This is a genomic window from Sphingomonas sp. CFBP 8765, assembly GCF_014841445.1.
Classification (GTDB): Bacteria; Pseudomonadota; Alphaproteobacteria; order Sphingomonadales; family Sphingomonadaceae; genus Sphingomonas; species Sphingomonas aerolata.
The window spans coordinates 1-19,795 of sequence record NZ_JACYTY010000010.1; the positions used below are offsets into that span (position 1 = coordinate 1).

The 19,795-nt window shown below is 57.3% G+C and carries 18 protein-coding genes and 1 pseudogene; 5 read left to right on the forward strand and 14 right to left on the reverse strand.

Going from position 1 to position 19,795, the window contains the following annotated elements:
- Positions 1–201: 201 nt before the first annotated feature.
- Together IFT87_RS21080 and IFT87_RS21085 are read right to left on the reverse strand one after the other, a co-directional pair.
- A complete protein-coding gene (locus IFT87_RS21080; protein WP_446740636.1) occupies positions 202–393 on the reverse strand; it encodes an HU family DNA-binding protein in 192 nt (63 codons plus the stop codon).
- 22 nt (positions 394–415) lie between these two features.
- Positions 416–508: pseudogene (locus IFT87_RS21085) on the reverse strand (HU family DNA-binding protein); the annotation flags it as partial.
- A 408-nt stretch (positions 509–916) separates the two neighbouring features.
- Here IFT87_RS21085 and IFT87_RS18180 point away from each other — a divergent pair.
- Positions 917–1,405 (forward strand): EAL domain-containing protein, encoded by a 489-nt coding sequence (locus IFT87_RS18180; RefSeq protein ID WP_342211200.1) that lies wholly within the window; start codon positions 917–919, stop codon positions 1,403–1,405.
- A 64-nt stretch (positions 1,406–1,469) separates the two neighbouring features.
- Here IFT87_RS18180 and IFT87_RS18185 read toward each other — a convergent pair whose 3' ends face one another.
- The 12 genes from IFT87_RS18185 to IFT87_RS18240 form a co-directional block, all read right to left on the reverse strand.
- A complete protein-coding gene (locus IFT87_RS18185; protein ID WP_192191494.1) occupies positions 1,470–1,697 on the reverse strand; it encodes a hypothetical protein in 228 nt (75 codons plus the stop codon).
- A gap of 84 nt (positions 1,698–1,781) precedes the next feature.
- Positions 1,782–2,651 (reverse strand): glucose-1-phosphate thymidylyltransferase RfbA, encoded by an 870-nt coding sequence (gene rfbA / locus IFT87_RS18190; RefSeq protein ID WP_192191495.1) that lies wholly within the window; start codon positions 2,649–2,651, stop codon positions 1,782–1,784.
- On the reverse strand, positions 2,648–3,562 hold the full coding sequence (gene rfbD, locus IFT87_RS18195) for a dTDP-4-dehydrorhamnose reductase (RefSeq protein WP_192191496.1): 915 nt from the start codon (positions 3,560–3,562) through the stop codon (positions 2,648–2,650). The genes rfbA and rfbD overlap by 4 nt, the downstream gene beginning before the upstream one ends.
- Complete coding sequence (gene rfbB / locus IFT87_RS18200; RefSeq protein ID WP_056025501.1) at positions 3,559–4,614, reverse strand: dTDP-glucose 4,6-dehydratase; 1,056 nt, start codon at positions 4,612–4,614, stop codon at positions 3,559–3,561. Before rfbB ends, rfbD begins: the two co-directional genes overlap by 4 nt.
- Positions 4,615–4,626: 12 nt before the next feature.
- Positions 4,627–5,202: a dTDP-4-dehydrorhamnose 3,5-epimerase gene (gene rfbC, locus IFT87_RS18205; RefSeq protein ID WP_192191497.1), complete on the reverse strand. Its 576-nt coding sequence runs from the start codon at positions 5,200–5,202 to the stop codon at positions 4,627–4,629.
- 96 nt (positions 5,203–5,298) lie between these two features.
- Positions 5,299–6,312, reverse strand: a complete 1,014-nt coding sequence (locus IFT87_RS18210) for a class I SAM-dependent methyltransferase (protein ID WP_192191498.1) — start codon at positions 6,310–6,312, stop codon at positions 5,299–5,301.
- A 3-nt stretch (positions 6,313–6,315) separates the two neighbouring features.
- Positions 6,316–7,401, reverse strand: coding sequence for a DUF1972 domain-containing protein (locus tag IFT87_RS18215; RefSeq protein ID WP_192191499.1), 1,086 nt, complete (start codon positions 7,399–7,401; stop codon positions 6,316–6,318).
- Positions 7,398–8,396 carry a glycosyltransferase gene (locus IFT87_RS18220; protein WP_192191500.1) on the reverse strand — a complete coding sequence of 333 codons (999 nt, stop codon included), beginning with the start codon at positions 8,394–8,396 and terminating at the stop codon, positions 7,398–7,400. Before IFT87_RS18220 ends, IFT87_RS18215 begins: the two co-directional genes overlap by 4 nt.
- A complete protein-coding gene (locus IFT87_RS18225; protein WP_192191501.1) occupies positions 8,380–9,495 on the reverse strand; it encodes a hypothetical protein in 1,116 nt (371 codons plus the stop codon). Before IFT87_RS18225 ends, IFT87_RS18220 begins: the two co-directional genes overlap by 17 nt.
- Before the next feature lie 7 nt (positions 9,496–9,502).
- Positions 9,503–10,861, reverse strand: coding sequence for a lipopolysaccharide biosynthesis protein (locus IFT87_RS18230; RefSeq protein WP_192191502.1), 1,359 nt, complete (start codon positions 10,859–10,861; stop codon positions 9,503–9,505).
- 48 nt (positions 10,862–10,909) lie between these two features.
- Positions 10,910–12,205, reverse strand: coding sequence for a sugar transferase (locus IFT87_RS18235; RefSeq protein ID WP_192191503.1), 1,296 nt, complete (start codon positions 12,203–12,205; stop codon positions 10,910–10,912).
- A 132-nt stretch (positions 12,206–12,337) separates the two neighbouring features.
- The gene (locus tag IFT87_RS18240; protein WP_192191504.1) at positions 12,338–13,978 is read right to left on the reverse strand and encodes a glycosyl hydrolase family 28-related protein; all 1,641 of its coding nucleotides are present in this window, start codon (positions 13,976–13,978) and stop codon (positions 12,338–12,340) included.
- Positions 13,979–14,376: 398 nt separating this feature from the next.
- Between IFT87_RS18240 and IFT87_RS20940 the strand changes: the two genes are divergently transcribed.
- Genes IFT87_RS20940 through IFT87_RS18260 form a run of 4 tightly spaced genes read left to right on the forward strand, consistent with a single transcriptional unit; the run spans position 14,377 to position 19,787 of the window.
- Positions 14,377–15,582: an O-antigen ligase family protein gene (locus IFT87_RS20940; RefSeq protein WP_192191505.1), complete on the forward strand. Its 1,206-nt coding sequence runs from the start codon at positions 14,377–14,379 to the stop codon at positions 15,580–15,582.
- A 48-nt stretch (positions 15,583–15,630) separates the two neighbouring features.
- Complete coding sequence (locus tag IFT87_RS18250; protein WP_192191506.1) at positions 15,631–16,332, forward strand: polysaccharide biosynthesis/export family protein; 702 nt, start codon at positions 15,631–15,633, stop codon at positions 16,330–16,332.
- Positions 16,333–16,344: 12 nt separating this feature from the next.
- Complete coding sequence (locus tag IFT87_RS18255; RefSeq protein WP_197975356.1) at positions 16,345–18,561, forward strand: GumC family protein; 2,217 nt, start codon at positions 16,345–16,347, stop codon at positions 18,559–18,561.
- Positions 18,562–18,617: 56 nt separating this feature from the next.
- A complete protein-coding gene (locus IFT87_RS18260; protein ID WP_192191507.1) occupies positions 18,618–19,787 on the forward strand; it encodes a hypothetical protein in 1,170 nt (389 codons plus the stop codon).
- The last annotated feature ends 8 nt before the right edge of the window (positions 19,788–19,795 follow it).

The window sequence follows — 19,795 nt, forward strand, 5'->3', positions numbered from 1 at the left end:
CTTCACGAGGTATTCAGACATGATGCCGTCGTTGGATGTACTAACCATCGTCATCCCCTTTCCCGTTGAAACATGGGTCGCAGATGGGCGCTAGTCCAGAGGCCCTTGCCTCTGATCGCATGGGTGGCTGGGCAACCGGCTATCGCCGCTCAGGCTGGTAAATTCACGATCAGGGCTGATGCAAAACTTTTGACTTTTGCATCAGGGTCCTTTGGCTTCGGTGGATACCTGGGTATTAATCCGGGCACATATTAACTTGCCGGGACGAAATCGTACTGCCGCGAATTCGCCTTTCGGGATAGCCTCCCCCGTCCGAGGGTTTCGGACGGTTCGCTGAGCATGCTGGCTTAGAAAAAAATCGTCCAAAACCGCGTAATTCAACGGCACCGCCATCTCTGAGATGGTCGATAATGGCGTTAAACAGCTTTTCTACCAACGTCCGGCATACTGGTTCTGACAGGTCCGGATTTAGTGAGGCTATGCTCCGAATAAGCTCACTTTTACGCATTTGGCCTCCGCTGCTAACCACAAGCAAACGTATCGTTTCGAGCAGCGATCGTCATGCCATAACTGGTGCCGCGCATCCTGACCGGTGATGCAAAAGGGACCCCTTTTGCGATGCGACAGAAGCCGCCTCCGGTCAGTTATTGTCGCAAAATTAGCCACATATGCGACGTCCGAAAATCAGGATATTTGCAGCTGAGAGCTGCCAAGTTGATGCCGCTAAAACGATCATTGCTTCAACCATAATTAAGGGGTTATGCACCAAGCTAGACCGGCATGATGTATTCCCCAATCACAGCTGCCGATGCTGCACAATCAACGTCACTGGCCAGGTCGAAGGCGTGCCAGGGATGCAGAACCGGTGCCCCCCCTCACTATGACGATCACAATGGCGTTTTAGCCAATCGTCGACATCGGGTCCGGGGCGGTCTTCGCCTACGAAGCCCTTGTCCGCGGCGCGGACGGGCAGTCCGCCGGGGAGGTGCTGGCCAGCGTCGATGCGGACATAATCTACAAGTTCGACCAGACGTGCCGGGTCAAGGCGATCAAACTGGCCGGGCGGCTCTTTCCGCCGGATGACGCCACGAAGCTGTCGATCAACATCATGCCGAACGCCGTCTATGAACCCGACGCTTGTATCAGGGCGTCGCTGACGGCAGCTCATCGTGTCGGCTTCGATCCTCAGCGACTGATGTTCGAGTTTACCGAAGACGAGCGGATGCGCGAGGTGGCTCACGTCCGGCGGATTATCGACGCCTATCAGGCTCGCGGGTTTACGACGGCGATCGATGACTTCGGTGCCGGTTACGCAGGGCTCGGACTGCTCGCAGACCTTCAGCGTCCAGTCATTCGCCATGGCCAGCGCATAGCCGACCGACAGGTCGGTCGCCCAGCTGTGTAGACCATAGCGCCCGGTTACGCTGCTTGCCCCCGGCAGCGCGCGCGTGGCGCGGGCATCGCCACCATCATAAAGGATCGACGCGCCAATCATCGGTTCTGGTCGCAGCGCCAAGGGCACTGATCCGCTGGCGGCTGTTGAAATAGCCTGCAAATGCGCCGACCGGCCAATTATGGTTGCCGATACCGATCCCGCCGAGGAAGCTGTAACCGCTGCTGCGTGCCTTCGCGTTGCCCGAGTGGCGGTCAGCAGTGCGGGCAGGGCTGGCGAGCAGTGTACTGGTCGCCGGCTGCACCTGGATCGCGGGATTGGCATAGTCGATGCTGCGCGTGGTCTATGGGAGGGCAAGCCGTCATTGCCTGCGCCGAGAATAGGTAAGTTAACTCCCATCCACTGCGTTCAAGATTGCACGCCCATAGCTCGTTTTGTTAAAGCGCTCGCCAGCCTCGCGAGCCTGATCAGCAGTTATGAAGCCTTGGTGAAACGCAATCTCTTCGAGACATGCGACCTGAATGCCTTGGCGGTGCTGGATGGTGCGCACGAATTCGCTGGCTTCGAGCAAGCTATCGTGCGTGCCGGTGTCGAGCCAGGCGTAACCGCGGCCCATCTGTTCGACGAACAGGTCGCCCGCCTCCATGTAAATGCGGTTGAGATCGGTGATCTCGAGCTCGCCACGCGCGGAGGGCTTCAGGTCGCGGGCGAACTGGACGACGCGGTTGTCGTAGAAATACAGGCCGGTGACCGCATGGTGCGACTTGGGCTTTGCCGGCTTTTCCTCGAGGCTGACGGCCTTGCCGCCTTCGCCGAACTCGACGACGCCGTAGCGCTCGGGATCGTCGACGCGGTAGGAGAAGACCGTCGCGCCGCCCTTGCGCGCGACCGCGCTCGCCAGCAGGTCGGTCAGGTGTGCGCCGAAGAAGATGTTGTCGCCGAGCACAAGTGCGACATCGTCGTCGCCGATGAAGTCCGCGCCGATCGTGAACGCCTGGGCGAGGCCCTCGGGCCTGGGCTGTTCGGCATAGGAGATGGCGAGGCCGAACGCGGACCCGTCCTCGAACAGGCGACGGTAATTGTCGATATATTCGGGGCTCGAGATGATTAGGATGTCGCGGATGCCTGCGAGCATCAGCACCGACAGCGGATAATAGATCATCGGCTTGTCATAGACCGGCAGCAGCTGCTTGTTCACGGCGAGCGTCGCCGGATGAAGCCGCGTGCCCGAACCGCCGGCGAGAATGATGCCCTTCATTGGGAGATGTCCTTCTTGGGGGCCCCGAGCAGTTCGTCGAGGATGTTGCCGAGCGCGGTCTGCCACGCGGGCGGATGGATGCCATAGTCTCTCGTGATCGCGTCATGGCTGAGCAGCGAGTTGGCCGGGCGCGTCGCAGGCGTCGGATAGTCGCTGGTCGGGATGCCCTCGACCTCGGCGCTGGCCCCGCCGCGCGCGCCGCTCTGCGCGAAGATCTCGCGTGCGAAGCCGGCCCAGGTGACCGCGCCGGCATTGCTGAAGTGATAGACGCCGGTGGGGGCGGCGGGATCCTCGACGAGCCGCATCGCGATCGTCGCGAGCGCAGCGGCGAGATCGGCCGCGGACGTCGGGCTGCCATGCTGGTCGTCGACCACGCGCAGGCGCGGGTTGGTCGCGCCGACGCGGAGCATCGTCTTGACGAAGTTGTTGCCGTGCGCGCTGACCACCCAGGCAGTCCGGACGATCGCGTGACGGGCGCCCGAGGTGCGGACTGCGAGCTCGCCGCCAAGCTTGGATGCGCCATAGACGCCGAGCGGCGCGACCGGATCGGTGACCTCCCACGCGCCCTCGCGCGCGCCGTCGAAGACGTAGTCGGTCGAGACCTGGACGATCGGGATGCTAGCCTTGGCGCAGGCTTCGGCGAAGGCCGCGGGCGCCATCGCGTTGACCGCCCAGGCGGTGACGATATCGCTCTCCGCCTTGTCGACTGCGGTATAGGCGCCGGCGGAGATCACCGCGGCCCAGGGCGTGCCGTCATGGCCGCCCGCAACCATCGCGGCGATCGCCGCGGTATCGCGCAGGTCGAGTTCGTCGATGTCGATCGCGGTGACGGCCCAGCCTTCGGGCCAGGCATAACGCTTAAGCTCGGTGCCGAGCTGGCCGTTGCCGCCGGTGACGAGGATCTGCTTCATACCGAAAGCCCGCGACGCTGGTCGGCCTTGTGCTCGGCGACGATCGCCTGCCACCAGTCCTGGTTGTCGAGATACCAGGCGACGGTCTTCTCGATGCCCGTCTCGAACGTCTCGGCGGGCTCCCAGCCGAGCTCGTCCTTGATCCGGGTCGCGTCGATCGCATAGCGCTTGTCGTGGCCGGGGCGGTCGGCGACATAGGTGATCTGCGTCGCGTAAGGCTGGCCATCGGCGCGCGGGCGGAGGCGATCGAGGATCGTGCAGACGGTCTTCACGACCTCGAGATTCTGCTTCTCGTTGTTGCCGCCGACATTGTAGGTCCGGCCGGGCTCGCCCTTTTCGAACACCGCGTGGAGCGCGCGGACATGATCCTCGACATACAGCCAGTCGCGGACCTGATCGCCCTTGCCGTAGACGGGCAGGTCGGCGCCCGCGAGCGCCTTGACGATCATCAGCGGGATCAGCTTTTCGGGGAAGTGATACGGCCCGTAATTGTTCGAGCAGTTGGTGATCAGCACGGGCAGGCCGAAGGTGTGGCCCCAGGCGCTGACGAGATGATCCGACCCCGCCTTCGACGCCGAATAGGGCGAACGCGGATCGTACGGGGTCTCTTCGGTGAACAGCCCGGTCTCGCCGAGCGAGCCGTACACCTCGTCGGTCGAGATATGGTGGAAGCGGAATGCCGCCTTGGCCGCGTCGCCGAGGGACAGCCAATAGGCGCGCGCCTCGCTCAGCATCGTGAAGGTGCCGACGACGTTGGTCTGGACGAACGCACCGGGGCCGTCGATCGAGCGGTCGACATGGCTCTCGGCGGCGAGATGCGTGATCACGTCGGGCTTGAATTCGGCGATCGCCGCGCGGACCGCGTCTGCATCGCAGATGTCGCCCTGGACGAAGCGGTAGCGGTTCGAGCTCGCGACGCGCTCGACCGTCGTCAGCGTGCCCGCATAGGTCAGTTTGTCGAAGTTGAGAACTTCATGGTCGGTGTTTTCCATCAGGTGACGGACGAGCGCCGAACCGATGAAACCGGCCCCGCCGGTGACGAAAATACGCATCATGTCTATCCTTCAGGCGAGCGGTGCCAGCGGGCGGCCGTCATAGGGAAAGGGGCTGTCGAAATCTGCCAGCAGCGGCTGTACCGCATCCTTTGCCGAAAGCTCGGGGATAGTACGCGCAGGCATTGGCCAGTCGATGCCTACCGCAAGATCATCCCAGCGGATGCCACCATCAGAGTCTGGTGCGTAGATGTCCGAGCATTTGTACGTGACTTCGCAATTGTCCTCAAGCGTTAGAAATCCGTGCGCGAAGCCAATCGGAATGAACAGCTGATGGCCGTTTTCTGCCGATAATTCGGCGCCAATCCATTTGCCATAGGTAGGCGAGCCTTTCCGAATATCGACCGCGACATCGAAGATCGCACCACGAACGCACCGCACTAGCTTGTCCTGACCACGCGGCGGGGTCTGGAAATGCAGTCCTCGCAGCGTGAACGCTGGTACCGACAGCGAGTGATTGTCCTGAAGAAAGGTACAGTCAATTCCCAAAGCGGAAAAGGCAGGAACCGAATAGACTTCAGTAAACCAACCTCTAGTATCGCCAAACCGTTTGGGTCGAATTAATTGTACGGGAGAAGATCCAGTCATGGTTCAGACTTCGCCTAAATGAGCCACTGTTTGTTATAAAATAATAGTTATGTAGGAATAAAAAACAAATAATTTGTTAAAACTGATATCAAGATATCAGCTGATCGGCTTAATAAAGGTCAGTGTAAGCCATTCACGACGTTGCGGACGAATTGGTCCGACAAGCTCTGCCCAAGCAGCTCTGGCATATCCGCTCTTCGCCGACTGCCCGCTTGCAGTTGCTGAAAAGGGATAGACTTCAAACGGCACGAACGGCCGACGATGTTGCTCATCGAAATTGAGGCCATGTTCCTTGGCTACCATGCGGAGTGCCTTAAGGCTGGGTATGCATAGATGGCGTGGTGGGTCGAGATCGCGCCATCGTGCACCGTAATAAGCCAGCCCCTGTGCGTTCGGATTGGGGCATTCGATCCACAATTTACCGCCAGGTTTGAGCAGTCGGCTGGCCGTGCCGATAACGTGCCGGGGGTCATGCACGTGTTCGATCACATGGCTTAACGTGATATAGTCGAAATACCCGTCGCCCCAGATCGATGTGGCGGCGTCGATATCACCCTGATGAACATCGAGCTGTTCGGCGCGCGCCTGCTCAACGGCCTTCGGGTCAATCTCTAGCCCAGACGCTTCGTATCCAATTTCCTTCACGAACTTCAAAAAGCGTCCGTCTCCATGCCCCACATCAAGCACGCGGAGCGGTTTTCCAGACGGCGTCTTTGTAGGAAGGTGACGGCACTCGGCGTCGATCCAGCCCCGCAGTGGCGGGATCGCCAACGCAGCGGCCACACCTAAACCATTAAGTGAAGGGCGCTCGCTGCCATATTTGTGGTTGCGCCAGCTATTGGCGAGCTTTTTCGCTATGCCTGACTGAACGGAGATGCCGGAGATTGATGGCGTACCGGTTTCGTTCTCATGGGTGTAATAGCGCTCATAATAGCGTCCAATCTCATCAACGCTTGGACGATTGACTAGGAATAGACTTTCGCAGGTTTCGCATTGATTGACCGACCAATGCTCGTCTGTGGCGTGAAATACGAAATCGGGAACCGCATCAAAGCGACTATGTTGCGCTTCGCTGCCACACATAGGGCAGCGCAAAATGGTTTCGAGCATGATTTATTCCTCAAAGGCCAGAGCGACATAACATTCGGCGATCGCCTGCCATTGATAGCGCGGATCGGTCTGGAGCGCAGGTGGGGGAGTATAACGTTCGAGAGACCCAGCTTCGATCAACGCGCTCAAATCGGCTGTCGAGGCGAAGAATGCGCCGCTGTTATCGAGTGTATATCGATTAAAGGAGCAATCGAAACACAGCGTCGGACGGCCATAGGGGAGGATCTCTACCAACGACGGATTGGTGCCTCCGACGCTATGGCCATGAAGATACGCCTGACAACCCGACCGCAACGCCGCAAGTGCCATCGGATCATAAGTAGCAGGAATAAGACGTATCAAAGGATCGCCACGGTAGCGTTTAATAAGTTCTAGTCCGTAAGGTGACGATGTAAAGTTGCCGAGTATTACATATGGGACCCCCTGATTGCGAGGGATCGAACGGATCATCATTTCAATATTATTTTCGGGCTCGATCCGCGCGACAGTTAGGAAGTAGCCATCCGGTATCAGATCAAATTCAGACTTAAGAACTTGGCGGCATTCGCTATCGTCGATCTGCAGCACATGATCATTGCCATAGGCAATGATAGTAGACGTGTGGCCATGGGTTTGGGCGATAATATCCGCAATACCACGATTGTCGGCGACAATATGTCGCGCACCTCGAATTGCGAGCGTTTCGGCTGTTGCCAAGTAACGTTTGCCTAGTCGAGACCATTTTGCACGGCGAGATTCGAGACCGTCGACGTTGACAATCAAATTGCCGCCACGTGTTAGACGCCGCATAATCGGGACAAAGGGGCCGGCAGACACACCTAGCAGCAGCACCGCGTCGGCCCAGCGGCAGACGGTAGCGAAACTTGCTATATCATAGGGGATGGAGGCTACGCCGTTGGCGCTCAGTGGGAGATTCCGTACCGTGACGCCCTCGGGCAACGTTTCGCCAGCGGGCCGTCCACGCGACGAGCCGACCACGAGGACCTCGTGGCCTAATCCTGCAATCCGAGGCGAAACTTCCATGGCGAACGTCTCGAACCCGCCATACCGGGCGGGCAGGCCGTCCGTGCCGATTATTGCTAACTTCACGAACGCCCCTGTCCCGTTTTTCCGTTTGCCGGTCCAATGACTGCCCGGGCCAGCAATAGAAGGCCAATCGCCTTCCTCTGCCAAGTCGGCCCACGCATCACGGCCCCCATTGATAATGCTAATGCAGCAGGTCGATATCCGCATCGGCACCATGCTTCCAGTCCAGAAGACGTAATCGCTCGCTTTATCGAAAGATCGTGCGCAGCCCGTGCGAAGCCAACCGCCTGTACGACCATTCGATCAGTGAAGCGCAGCAGTCGCGACACCGATGCAATCCCGCCCCGGGTGCGATAAGCGCCAAGGACATTATTTTCATGCTGACGATAAAGACTGAGCGCTATAGGAATTTGCTCAATCCGCCCGGCGCGGCTGGCAATTAGCATCGCAAGCCAGTCGTGCATCATATAGCGGTCCGTGTCGGGCCATACCGTCATCAAGTTGATCAGGGCAGGCGACATAAGCATGGTATGCCCGATCGCGGGATTGGCCATTAACAATCGGGTGCGATCTATGTCGCGCGGTACGCAGAAAGGATTGCCCGTATAATAGGTCGGCCTTATCATTTGCAGCGTATCGTCGACGACATGAACGTCGTGGAAGAGAATGAACGGCTCGGCAGGGGACAAGCGCCGACGTTCAATTTCGTTCTTAACGGTAGATAGCTTTTCTGGAAGCCATATGTCGTCCTGATCCGCCAAGAATACGAGCGACTGCTCTGTCAGCACTGGAGCGGTATGCTGTAAGGCGCGGATAAAAGATGCAGCAGCCCCGGGGGCGTCGGGGTGATAATGAAGCTGGATCCGGCTTCCGACTTGTGCCTTCAGTCCGTCGAGCAATTCGCGCGACTTATCGCCCGATGCAAAATCGTGAATGTGCAAGACAGCAATTCCATCGCCTTGGCGAAGAATAGATGCAATCTGGGCTTCAATAAATGCCGCACCATTGTGGCTGCATAGAACCACGTGGAAACGGATGTCACTAGCGTGCATTATCATACCTGAACAATAGCTGGCAAGTCAAAAACCATGATGGAACAAACAGCCAAGGATTGTTAAATCCAATTAGTAAATAAACGGCAAACCTGGCAAATCCCATAATCCTGTTATGTGTAGATGACAGGAACATCATCAGCATAAGTGTAACTATTGATAATAGCGCAATAGGACCCAATTGTAGTAGCAGCATCGGCAGCTGCATCTCAACTTGGTAAGGTTGATCCGGATCGCTAGCGAGCTGAGGATAAAAGGTGCCCCACCCCCATCCTGACCAAAGGTCGCCAAGGGACCCGGTAATGATATCAAGCTGAAATTGCTTTACCTTCAAGCTCAAATATACATCTGGTCGTATAATGGGCAAATAGATATAAAGCACTGTAAAGGTGATAATTGCAACGACTGTAACAAAAAACTTTATGCCAAGCGAGCTTCTAAGAAGGTACGGTAATATCAAGTTCAGTCCGAGCAGCATTACAATAACTACGCTTTTCGCAATAAGTAATGTGAAGGCAAATACTGCAACTATCGTGAAAATCTGCAGCCATCGCCGCTTGAAAGTTGTTAGAAGGATAACGGCGGCTAGGCTCGACGACTCAAAATAAATACGGGCCGTAATGCCGTCGGTGCCGACAACGCGATTCAAGCCACGCAGGCCGTATAGATCAATGTTCGAGAATAAGAGAAAGAAGCCCATCGCTGTATTGAACAGAGTTAAATAGGTCAGAAAGCGGCGTAGCTTTTCGGCGTCAAGGCGGATGGCGTAGTTTATCGTTGGCATTGAAACGACAAACAGGAGAAAGCCGATTAAATGCGCTTGGTCGTAGGAATTGCCATACTGTAAAGCGTAGACGATTAGGCCGACGCACGACATTGCAGCTGCGATCAGCAAGTCACGGCGATACCCCGTGTCGCCTGCCCCGGTCAGGACGAGCGCGGGAATTACGAACGCCTTCTGTGACACAAACAGAAGGATGGGCCAGAGGTTTGTCAGCAGCGGGAAGGCCAGAATGCGCCAGGGCACGGTCGTTCCGACCCGTATTGGATCCCCGGCGTCGTTCTCCTCGAGCACCGTATTCGCGTGGGTGAGGGGTGCGCTCACGCTCGCGTCACGCCAGCAATCCGATCGCCAAGATGGCGGCTACGCCCACGATAATGGCGCTTCCTTCCTGCAGCATCGATAACCGTTCCTTTTGTGAATAACCGCTCCACAGCGTCAGCAATGCCGCATCAAGGAGGATCCGACCAGACCATAACCCTGCCGCACCTACGGCCCCTAGATGCCCGATAGCGAGCGGTACGCAGGCCAAATAGATAACTAATTCGCCCATATGCATCAGTGCCGCATCTCGCGCGCGCCCCGCCGCAACCAATCGTGCCATAGGGAACTGCGCCACCGCGCTAGCGGCGATACCCAAGAACAAGATGCGCAACGCTGCGCTAGCTTCGCCGACCGGAAGTAGTGGATAGAGCAGATGGACAATATAGGGGCTGATCAACGCGCCGCCGATGCATCCCAGCATCACTCCTGGTACAATGGCGAGAAACAGGCGGCGGGCAAGGGGGCGGGCTGCCGCGGTACCGTTACTTGCCGCGAGTCGAACGGCAAGAGCGGGAAGCAATGCCGCCGGAACCGCGATGGCTCGCAGTGCCAGATCTTGAGTTGCGAGGAACGTCGTCAACGTCTGGCCTGCCAAGCCACCCCAACCGATCATGATGTAGCGGTCGAACCCAGACATGGCGACGGCCAGAATGGAAAGAAGTGCAAACCACCCGCTTTCGCGCATAAAGCCACTGATGACGTCTTCGCGCTCGGCGTCCTCGCCGACGACGCGGCCTGCTACGGTCGAACGGATCGCACGCTGCTGCTCCCAAATGAATGGGATCCGCACGACTAGGGCGGCGAGGCTCAGCGCGGTTGCATCGCGAACGAAGAAGGATGTGGCAACGGGGGCGCCGACTAACATGATGCCGACCGCAGCGCGATTGAGTGCTGAACGCGAAAAGGCGCCCAATCCTTCCAAGATTCCGCGCTGGCAATTCGCATAGATTGCCAGCGACACGCCGAGTCCAGTTACGAGTGGTAGGCCAATCCTGGCAACGCCGTCATGCTGGGGTGGAAACAGGATAGCGGCACCGATCGTGGCGAAAACGGCTATCGCCATTGCGACGATCGTGGCGCGGCGAAGCGAATGAGCGACGAGCGCGCCCAAGGTTTCGACGTGGAAGGGGGCGGCATAGGCCACACGTCTCTGCATTGTCCGGGCGACGCCTAGGTCAAGGCTTGGAGCGAAATTGATCGCACCATAGGACAGGAGGAACAGCGTAAATACCTGCTGACCGACATTGCGAAAAATCAGCGGCAAAGCCAGTAATCCGATTGCGATCGGCACCAGCATTGCAAATGCACTCCACGCAACATCCTTGTCGAACTTATTTCGCGTGTCTTTCGTAATGCCGTGATTCACGCGGGAGACCTGTCACAAATTCAAGAAAGCAAGTAGATATTGATAGCTTCAGCGCGCGCCAAAGCCGCCAATCATCGTTGGAATTGTTCGAAACGCAATCACCATGTCGAGCCACGCGGAGAAGTATTTTACATAGTAGAAGTCATAGGCAAGTTTTTCACTGACCGCGCTCAAATCTGTCACATGACCTTGTTGCACTTGCGCCCAACCGCTTATTCCCGGACGGATAATATGCCGGTAGCTGTAGAACGGAATTTCGTTTTCGTACCATTGAGATAGCGGAACTGCTTCCGGACGAGGACCGATCCAGCTCATCTCACCTCGCACAATGTTAAGTATTTGTGGCAATTCGTCGAGCCGGGTCTGGCGCAGGAATCGCCCGATTCGAGTTATCCGGTCATCGTCACTCTGTGTCATCGCATCTTGACGCGCAGCCTGCTGGTCGAGCACGGCCTCGCGTGGGCGCATTGAGCGAAATTTGAACATCTCAAAAACCTCGCTGCGGTATCCGACGCGCCGCTGGCGGAAGATGACAGGCCCCGGCGAGTCCAGCTTGATCAATAGCGCGATTGCGATCATCGGTACCAGCAGCAAGGGGGCAAGCGCCAAGCAGACAAGGAGATCCGCCATCCGCTTGAATTTATGATATGCCAGATTGGGTAGAAGTGATCCAAAGCTGTTTTCGGAAAGATGCTCGATCGTCACCTTTCCCGTCAAAGACTCTCGCAAAAGCTTGGAATGGTAGACGAGCTGACCGCCAACCGCGGCGCGAGCCAGCAATCGCTCCCAGTCGTCATCGTGATCATAGCGAAAGTCTGCAACTAGCATAGCGCGCGGGTTGGTCGGAGCTGTAGGCTCCTTCAGCCGAACCCACTCAGCGGCTTCGATAGTTTCAAGCGAGTCCACGTCACCGCCCGGAACTACGAAGAATAGCAGCTTAATGATCCGTTCCGTCATGTAGACCAAGACGAACACAGTTATGACGGCTAGAACGAAGCTACCGGTCAGCACCGACCGGCTATATGCGAGACGTAGTCCAAAGATCAGGACCAGGGTTGCTCCATAGGCGGCGGCGAGAGACGGCAAGATAAAGGCGTAGGACCGGATACCCGGAAAATCGTTGATCCGGCGTAGCATCACTAGCGCGACAAACGACGCGAGGGCGGCTGCAACGGCGCTATTAAGAATAGCCCGATTTGACTCCGCCGTGATGAAGCCCGCATACACGTACAGACCCGGAAGGACGACGGCCAGCAGCCATAATGCCGTGAGTTGGAAGCGGTAGCGGCCGACAATCGCGACACTACGGGACGGGCTAGCGACAGCCTGTCTTGTCATCAGCATGGTGAACGTTCCAGATCACATAAGAGTTTGAGCGATCGCCTTGTTCCAAAGGATCTAGGCGCCTCTAGGCGTTTCGGATGCTCGGTCGAGTGGAGTGCCCTTTAGATCCGACAAAAGCCGATAGCATTTATGCTATTCGAATGCCAGTGACAGCCGGACTTCCAGTCCGGCGGGCAAAGCAACGGGTTGCCCAGAGGGGTTGTAGATGCTGATCGGTATCGATGCATAGTGCGCTACCGTATTGGCATTGCGATGGAGTACCTTGCGTTCGATCGAGATCGCGCCACCGCCCGGTTCGGCTTCCTCCATCGCCTGCCAGTAGGATCCCGTCACCTCCGGCACGATGGCTGATACCGTCCACTCGACGCATCGCGATACCAGCGATTTTCCGGGTGGAACCAGAACACGGAGCTCGTCGAGTAGCACCGACGTGGTAGGCGCGACGCGCGATGCAGAAGATTTTCGGACTACATGCCCCCAAGGCGCCGACTGAAGGTGCACGCAGCGGACCACGCCTGCTGATCCTTCGGTGACGATCCGGCCGCTAACGTTTGGCGCGCTGGCGGCATCGGCCCAAACCGCGATCCAATAGCTTGATCCGCTAAACGAGGCAGTGAGCGAGATTGAGTTTGATCGCTCGATACGAATGGCCCCGTCCGCACTAGCGAGATTGCCTGTCGACCAATAAGGCGTACCTATCGTCGCGTTAACTGATATATTAGTGCAATCCAACATAGTAACGGCCCGCCCAACTGGCTGTTCAACGACCCCTTCGAAAGACATATCGATACAGTTATCCCAAAGCATCGCTGCATGCTGCACTAGGGGGCCGCCGCGGTAGAAGCCGGCGCGAGCGAGCATGATGCCACTCATGGTCACGTATCGGCACGCCCGTAATATGACAGTCTCCTCACCAGTCTCGAACAGCGTCACGCCGATGATGGCAACAAACGGGGTGTCCTCGATCAGGATAGAATTGAGCGTGCATTGAAAGAAGCGCGCATTCTCAATGCGTAAACCGTCGCAGTTGCGAGCCTCGACAATGCGATTGCAATGAAGTGCCGCTAGACACCCCTCGATCCGCGCATCCCGAACGGCGTTGAAATTCTTGTTGGTCGATACAAACCGGAACACGGTGGCGCAATCATGCGCCACCCAGTTGCCGATGTGGGGCATTTGCGTCGTGGTACCATGATCGGCGACACTGGATACCGCGACGTCGAGGCCGTGAAACGACATATCGCGCGCATCGAACTGAAGCGATCCCGCAATATCGATACCGATCGAGCCCACTTGAACGCCCGGAGGCGCTCCCCAGCGAGACTGCGTGGTCTTCCGGGCTCGGATGGCGAGACCACTGACCGCGGCATTGTTCGTATCACGAGCGTCGAATCCCACGCGCGCATCAATGACAATCTCAGTGCGTGATGCTGAGCGTGGCGGCCCGGTCCCGGTATAGGGGTCCCATCCCGAGCGACCGGCACCGCGGACGAGATGCCCATCGGAAAGCTTGAGCGCTGCCTCTATACAGTACGTACCAAGTGGAACGTCAACAATTTGCGCCGCTGCCAACGCTGTTTTGAAGGCAGCGGTGTCGTCGGTTATGCCGTCCCCTTTGGCGCCGAAATCACGAACGTTGACCGTCCGCTTGGCTGGCGTGCCGGCTCCGGCGGTAGGCACCGTTGCGGCGACCCCGATTACCGGGACAGCCTTGAACAGATGGCGTCGCGTAATTTCTACGTCGCCAGCATTTTGGGTTTTTGAACCGTTCATTGTGCGCTCGGTCCGTTTGCCCGGCCCCAGTATGCGTGTTCAGCGCACGCGAAATGCTGGCGGGGTCGATGCATCACGTAGCGCCTAGTCCATTCAGCATGCGAACGCGAGGATGATTTGCCGCGCCCGTCGTCCACAAGTTCCTCGAATCCCCGCTATGGCAGTGCGAATGGGTTTCGTTTCCGGGCGGATGGGATTAAGCGCATGCGACCATGTCGACGTCTCAGCGATCCTCTCTACCGGCCAAGGCCAGCCTGCCGTTCATCCTGCTTACGCTTTTGCTATGCACGGCGTGGCTCGTAGGCGGAGCATCGCGTGCCGATGCGCTAGGGCAGGTTGTTATTCGCGTGGCGGCTTGGGTTGCACTCATCGTCGCGTTACTGATAGCGCCTCGACCCGTGCACCTCGACGCTAGGCCGGTTGCGATCCTCCTGCTCGCCGCTACCTTGCTGGTACTGGCCCAACTGGTTCCGCTGCCCCCAGCCGTCTGGCAGGGGCTTTCAGGTCGTGCGATGTTTGCCGAAGCTGCCGCGGTCAGCGGTCAAGGCCAGCCATGGCGGCCATTGGCGATTGTACCTGGTGCCGCGCTCAATGCAGCTGCATCGTTAATTGTGCCAATCACCATTCTCGTCCTCGTCATGGGGCTGGCCAAGCGGGAGCGATCATGGCTTCCGGGTCTTCTACTGGTGTTGATCGCGATATCAATGCTCGTCGGTCTGTTGCAATTTGCAGGCGCGGGCTTCAACAATCCGTTCGTTAACGATACGCCGGGCCAGGTGAGCGGCACCTTTGCGAACCGCAATCACTTCGCGTTGTTCTTGGCAATGGGGTGCTTGATCACCCCGGTATGGCCTTTTTTGGGCGGGCGCCGGTCAGGCTGGCGCGGTCCGATAGCGCTCGGACTTGTTCTCCTGTTAGCGTTGACGATTCTCGCCAGCGGATCACGCGCGGGAATGATTGTAGGCATGTTAGGGATGGCGTTTGGTTTGTTTCTTGCCCGCCACGGCGTAAAGCGCGAACTGCGATCTGCGCCGCGATGGGTATTTTCCGCTCTGATTGCCGCGATCGTGGGAGTAATCGTAATTTTCGTGCTCATCAGCGTAGTCGCCGGTCGAGCGGAATCAATCAACCGTATTATTGCAGTCGAGGCAGTCGATGATATGCGCAGCCGCGGCATGCCAACCGTGCTAGAAATGGTGCGGTTCTACTTACCGTGGGGATCCGGCTTCGGAGGTTTTGATCCGATGTTCCGAATTCACGAGCCGTTCGAACTCTTGAAGTTTACATACTTTAATCATGCACATAATGATTTTCTAGAGATCGTCTTAGACGGAGGTTTTCCGGCCTTGCTCTTGCTCTTGGCTGGCCTGGCGTGGTGGCTTTTGGCAAGTGTCAAGGTTTGGCGATCGGGATCGGGCTTTGACAATATATTGCCCAAAGTCGGCTCCGTGATGCTACTTCTTATCCTTCTTGCTAGCACAGTGGATTATCCGGCGCGCACTCCGACGATAATGGCCATGATAGTAATTTCAGGCTTGTGGCTTGGCGATACCCGTCCAAAGCCTCATGGCTCGTCTTTACCACGCGGTGGGCAGTACCTATAGCCCTCTGGCTCCTCAATCTGTCGGAAGCTTCCTGAGCGTATGCGTAAGATGATCATCGCCCTGCTGTTTGCGACTGCCCTATCGGCCTGTGGAGGCAGGGAGCCGCTCGTGTCGACGCCGCGCCTCACCGTTGTCCCAGACAGTGCTGGCTTACCCGCGCCGAACCGTGGAGATCTGACGGCAGCGGATCGCCCTGCTCTGATCGGCCCGCTCGATACGATACAGATTGACGTCTTTAACGTGCCGGATCTCAGTCGCGAGATTCAGGTCGATGCGAGTGGTCGAATCTCTATGCCGCTGGTCGGTACGGTTGATGCCCGCGGCAAGACCGCCGCCGAGCTCGAGGGGGCTATTGAGGGAGCCTTGCGCGGTCGGTACGTCCGCAATCCGGAAGTGACGATTAACATCAAGAGCTCGGTCAGCCAGGTCGTGACGATCGATGGTCAGGTCGTGGAACCAGGTCTGTATCCGGTCACCAATCAAATGACCCTGATGCGCGCAATTGCATCGGCGAAGGGTCTGTCCGAATTTGCGCGTCAGGAAGAAGTAGTGATCCTGCGCACCGTTAACGGACGCAAGATGGCGGGCCTCTACAACGTAGAGGCAATTCGGCGTGGAGAATACGACGATCCGGCCATCTATGCGAACGACATGATCGTCGTTGGGGACTCCCCGCAGCGACGCCTGTTCCGTGATTTCGTTTCCTTATCTCCGCTTCTCGCGGGGCCGCTCATCGCTGTCCTGCAGTAAGGCCGTACCGTCATGAACGTTGTATCTACAAATTTGCATACCGGTACACCCAAGGGGGCGATGGCGACTGACGCGCGTGGCGTGGAAGCGGACCGGATGCCGCTCATTCGGCAATACATGCGGATTGCCGTCCGGTGGCGGTATGTCATCCTTGGCATCATCGCTACCTGCATCATCCTTGGGTTGGTAACAACTTTGTTGATGACGCCAAAGTATACCGCGCTGACGACTGTCGAGATTTCACGTGAATCGGACAAGGTTACCGGCATCCAAGGCGTCGAACAGGAGGTCAGCGTCGCTGATCAAGAGTTTTATCAGACGCAATACGGACTTCTCAAATCACGTTCGCTTTCGGAGCGGGTCGCATTACAGCTAAGGCTTGTTGACGATCCAAAATTCTTTGAACTGTTTGGCAAAAATGGCGGCGAAACCGCGCTTGAGATGGTTAACGGCCAATATTCGGCAGCCGGCCGTGTCGATCGCCAGCGGATCGCGGGCGAGATTCTGTTGAAGAACGTTAACGTTTCTCCGACACGCTTGTCGCGTTTGGTCGACATCCGGTTTACTAGTCCCGATGCAGCGTTTTCAACGAAGGTCGCGAATGCGTGGGCTGAGAACTTCATTCAAACAAACCTAGAGCGTAAAATCCAGGCAACGTCCTATGGGCGCAATATGCTGCAGCGACAGCTTGGCCAGCTGAAAGAGCGGCTCGACCAGTCGCAGCACCAGCTCGTCGCCTATGCCTCTGCGCAGCGGATCATCAACCTGCCATCGCTTTCTGGCGGTGACGGGAAGACAACGTCCGAGCGGTCAATCGTTGCTGACGACCTTGCCGCATTAAACACAGTTTTATCGCAGGCAACGGCCGACCGTATTCAAGTTCAGGCCCGATATGAGCAGGCGGGGCGTGCGGGGGCGTCTACAGAGGCGCTGCGTAATGTCGCCATTAATAACCTGCGACAGAAGCGAGCCGAACTTGCTGCGGATTATCAGCGCCTGATGACGCAGTTCGAGCCTGGCTACCCTGCCGCCAAGGCCATTCAGTCTCAGATTGATCAGCTGGACCGCTCCATTGGCCGCGAGGAATCGCGCGTATCTAATTCGCTCCGTGCGGATTTTCGCGAAGCGGAAGAGCGCGAGAATGCACTTCAGGCACGGGTTAACCAGCTTAAGACGAACTACCTCGATCTGCGACGCCGAAGCATCCAGTATAATATTTATCAGCAGGAAGTGGACACGAACAAGGCACTCTACGATGGCCTTCTTCAGCGCTTTAAGGAAATTGGCGTAGCTGGCGGCGTAGGGATTAATAACGTTTCGATCGTTGATGCTGCAGATATGCCGCAGAAGCCGTCGAGCCCACGCATTCTGCTGAATCTCGTTATTGCCCTATTTGCAGGCGTCGCGTTGGCCGCGGTCACGGCCTATGCGCTCGAGCAGATTGACGAAGCGATCGCTGATCCCGCAGAGGTTGAACGTCGGCTTGGCCTACCATTATTGGGCTCAGTACCGAAGGTTGACAATGCAACGCCAAAGGAAGCGTTGCTCGATCGCAAGTCAGACTTGGTCGACGCCTATCTTGCGGTTCAGACAAATCTGGCGTTTACAACTGAGCATGGCGTGCCGCGTTCGTTTGCCGTCACCTCGACGCGCCCGGCAGAAGGTAAGTCGACGACGGCGTTGGCGCTGGCCTCGACACTAGCACGTGGCCAACGCAAGGTGATTCTGATCGATGGTGACATGCGCTCGCCTTCCGTTCATCATTTGGGCGGTGTCGATCATAACCTCGGCCTGAGCAACTTCCTGACCGGCCGCGACGACATCGAGATGCTTACTTTCCCGATGACTGATCTCGGCTTCACGGCCATGTCAGCCGGGCCAATACCACCTAATGCTGCTGAACTATTGATGAGCAATCGCTTCGGAGTGCTGATCGACCGACTGCTTGAAACCTACGACCATGTCATTGTCGATTCTCCCCCGGTCATGGGGCTAGCGGATGCTCCGCTGATTGCCAGCCATGTTGAAGGGGTGATCTTTGCTATTGAATCGCACGGCATCCGCTCCAGCATGGTGAAGACTGCGCTCATGCGTCTTGTGAGCACTAATGCACGTATTTTGGGTGGCGTGTTGACGAAATTCGAAGCACGTAAGGCGCATTATGGCTATGGCTACGAATATGGTTATGGTTATGGACGGTCCGAGCAAGGGAAGGCATCAGGCGGCTGATGCCACGGCGATTATCTAAGACGCGTCGCTCTAGAGCGGAATGGTCGGTGCGCGGGATGCTCGCACTGATCGCTGCCGCTCTAGGCTATGTAAGCGTTGCATACACCTTGGGCTATAGTCTTCGCACGAGTGCCACCGAACGGGGCCATAGGCTGGCACCGGCCGATGGACGTATCACGGCTTTGATGGCACAGCGGCTTGCCAAAATTGATGCGCGCGCTGCCGATCAACATCTGGCAGACAGACTGGCGCGTGCTGCTCTATTGCAGGACCCTACGGCGGTGGTGGCCGCCTCTACGCTTGGTCTCAATGCCCAGCTTGCGGGTGATACGAAAAGCGCTCGACGGCTGTTCTCATATGCCGAAAAGCTGTCACGGCGCGAATTTCAAACAGAAATATGGGCCATTGAAGATGCTGTAGGTCGCGGTGACGTGCCAGGCGTGCTGCATCATTACGATGTTGCTTTGCGCACCTCACGGAGTGCGCCTGATGTGCTGTTTCCAATTCTATCATCGGCAATCTCGGACTCCGACATTCGCAGTGCATTGTTGAAAACCCTCACGAACGGGCCCGCTTGGGGACCTAGTTTCGTCAACTATGCTTCTGCTAACGCGGAATCAGACGCAGCAATCCGATTGTTCCAAAGTATGACTCGCGCTGGGCTTGCCGTCACCGATGAACCGCGTGCGCGGGTTGTCTCTGCGATGATCTTACAGGGCCGTGCAAGGTCTGCGTGGGCATACTATACGACGTTCCGCACTAATGCTGACCCCCGGATATCGCGGGACGCCAGATTCAATGCGGACGTCAAATTGCCGACTCCATTCGACTGGGTGGCTATTAATGATGACGGAATGTCGGCTTCGATTCAGCGCAATGGAAATGCGGGCATATTTGACTTTGCCGCTCCGCCAAGTGTTGGTGGAGCGCTGCTTCGACAAATGCAGGTCCTGCCGCCAGGCGAATATCGTCTGGCAGGACATAGTATAGGTATTGATCAAGACGTGGCTGTTCGTCCCTATTGGCTATTAAACTGTAGTGATGGGCGCGAACTCGGCCGTGTTAATATACCTAACTCGATCCAGGCTAAAGGTATGTTCGAAGGCCGCTTTACCGTATCAGCCGACTGCCCTGTGCAGTCGCTGATGTTGGTGGCTCGACCAACCGACAATGTCGTTGGCTTGTCAGGACAAATTGACTGGGTTCGCTTAGAACCGCTACGCTGACCGGATCG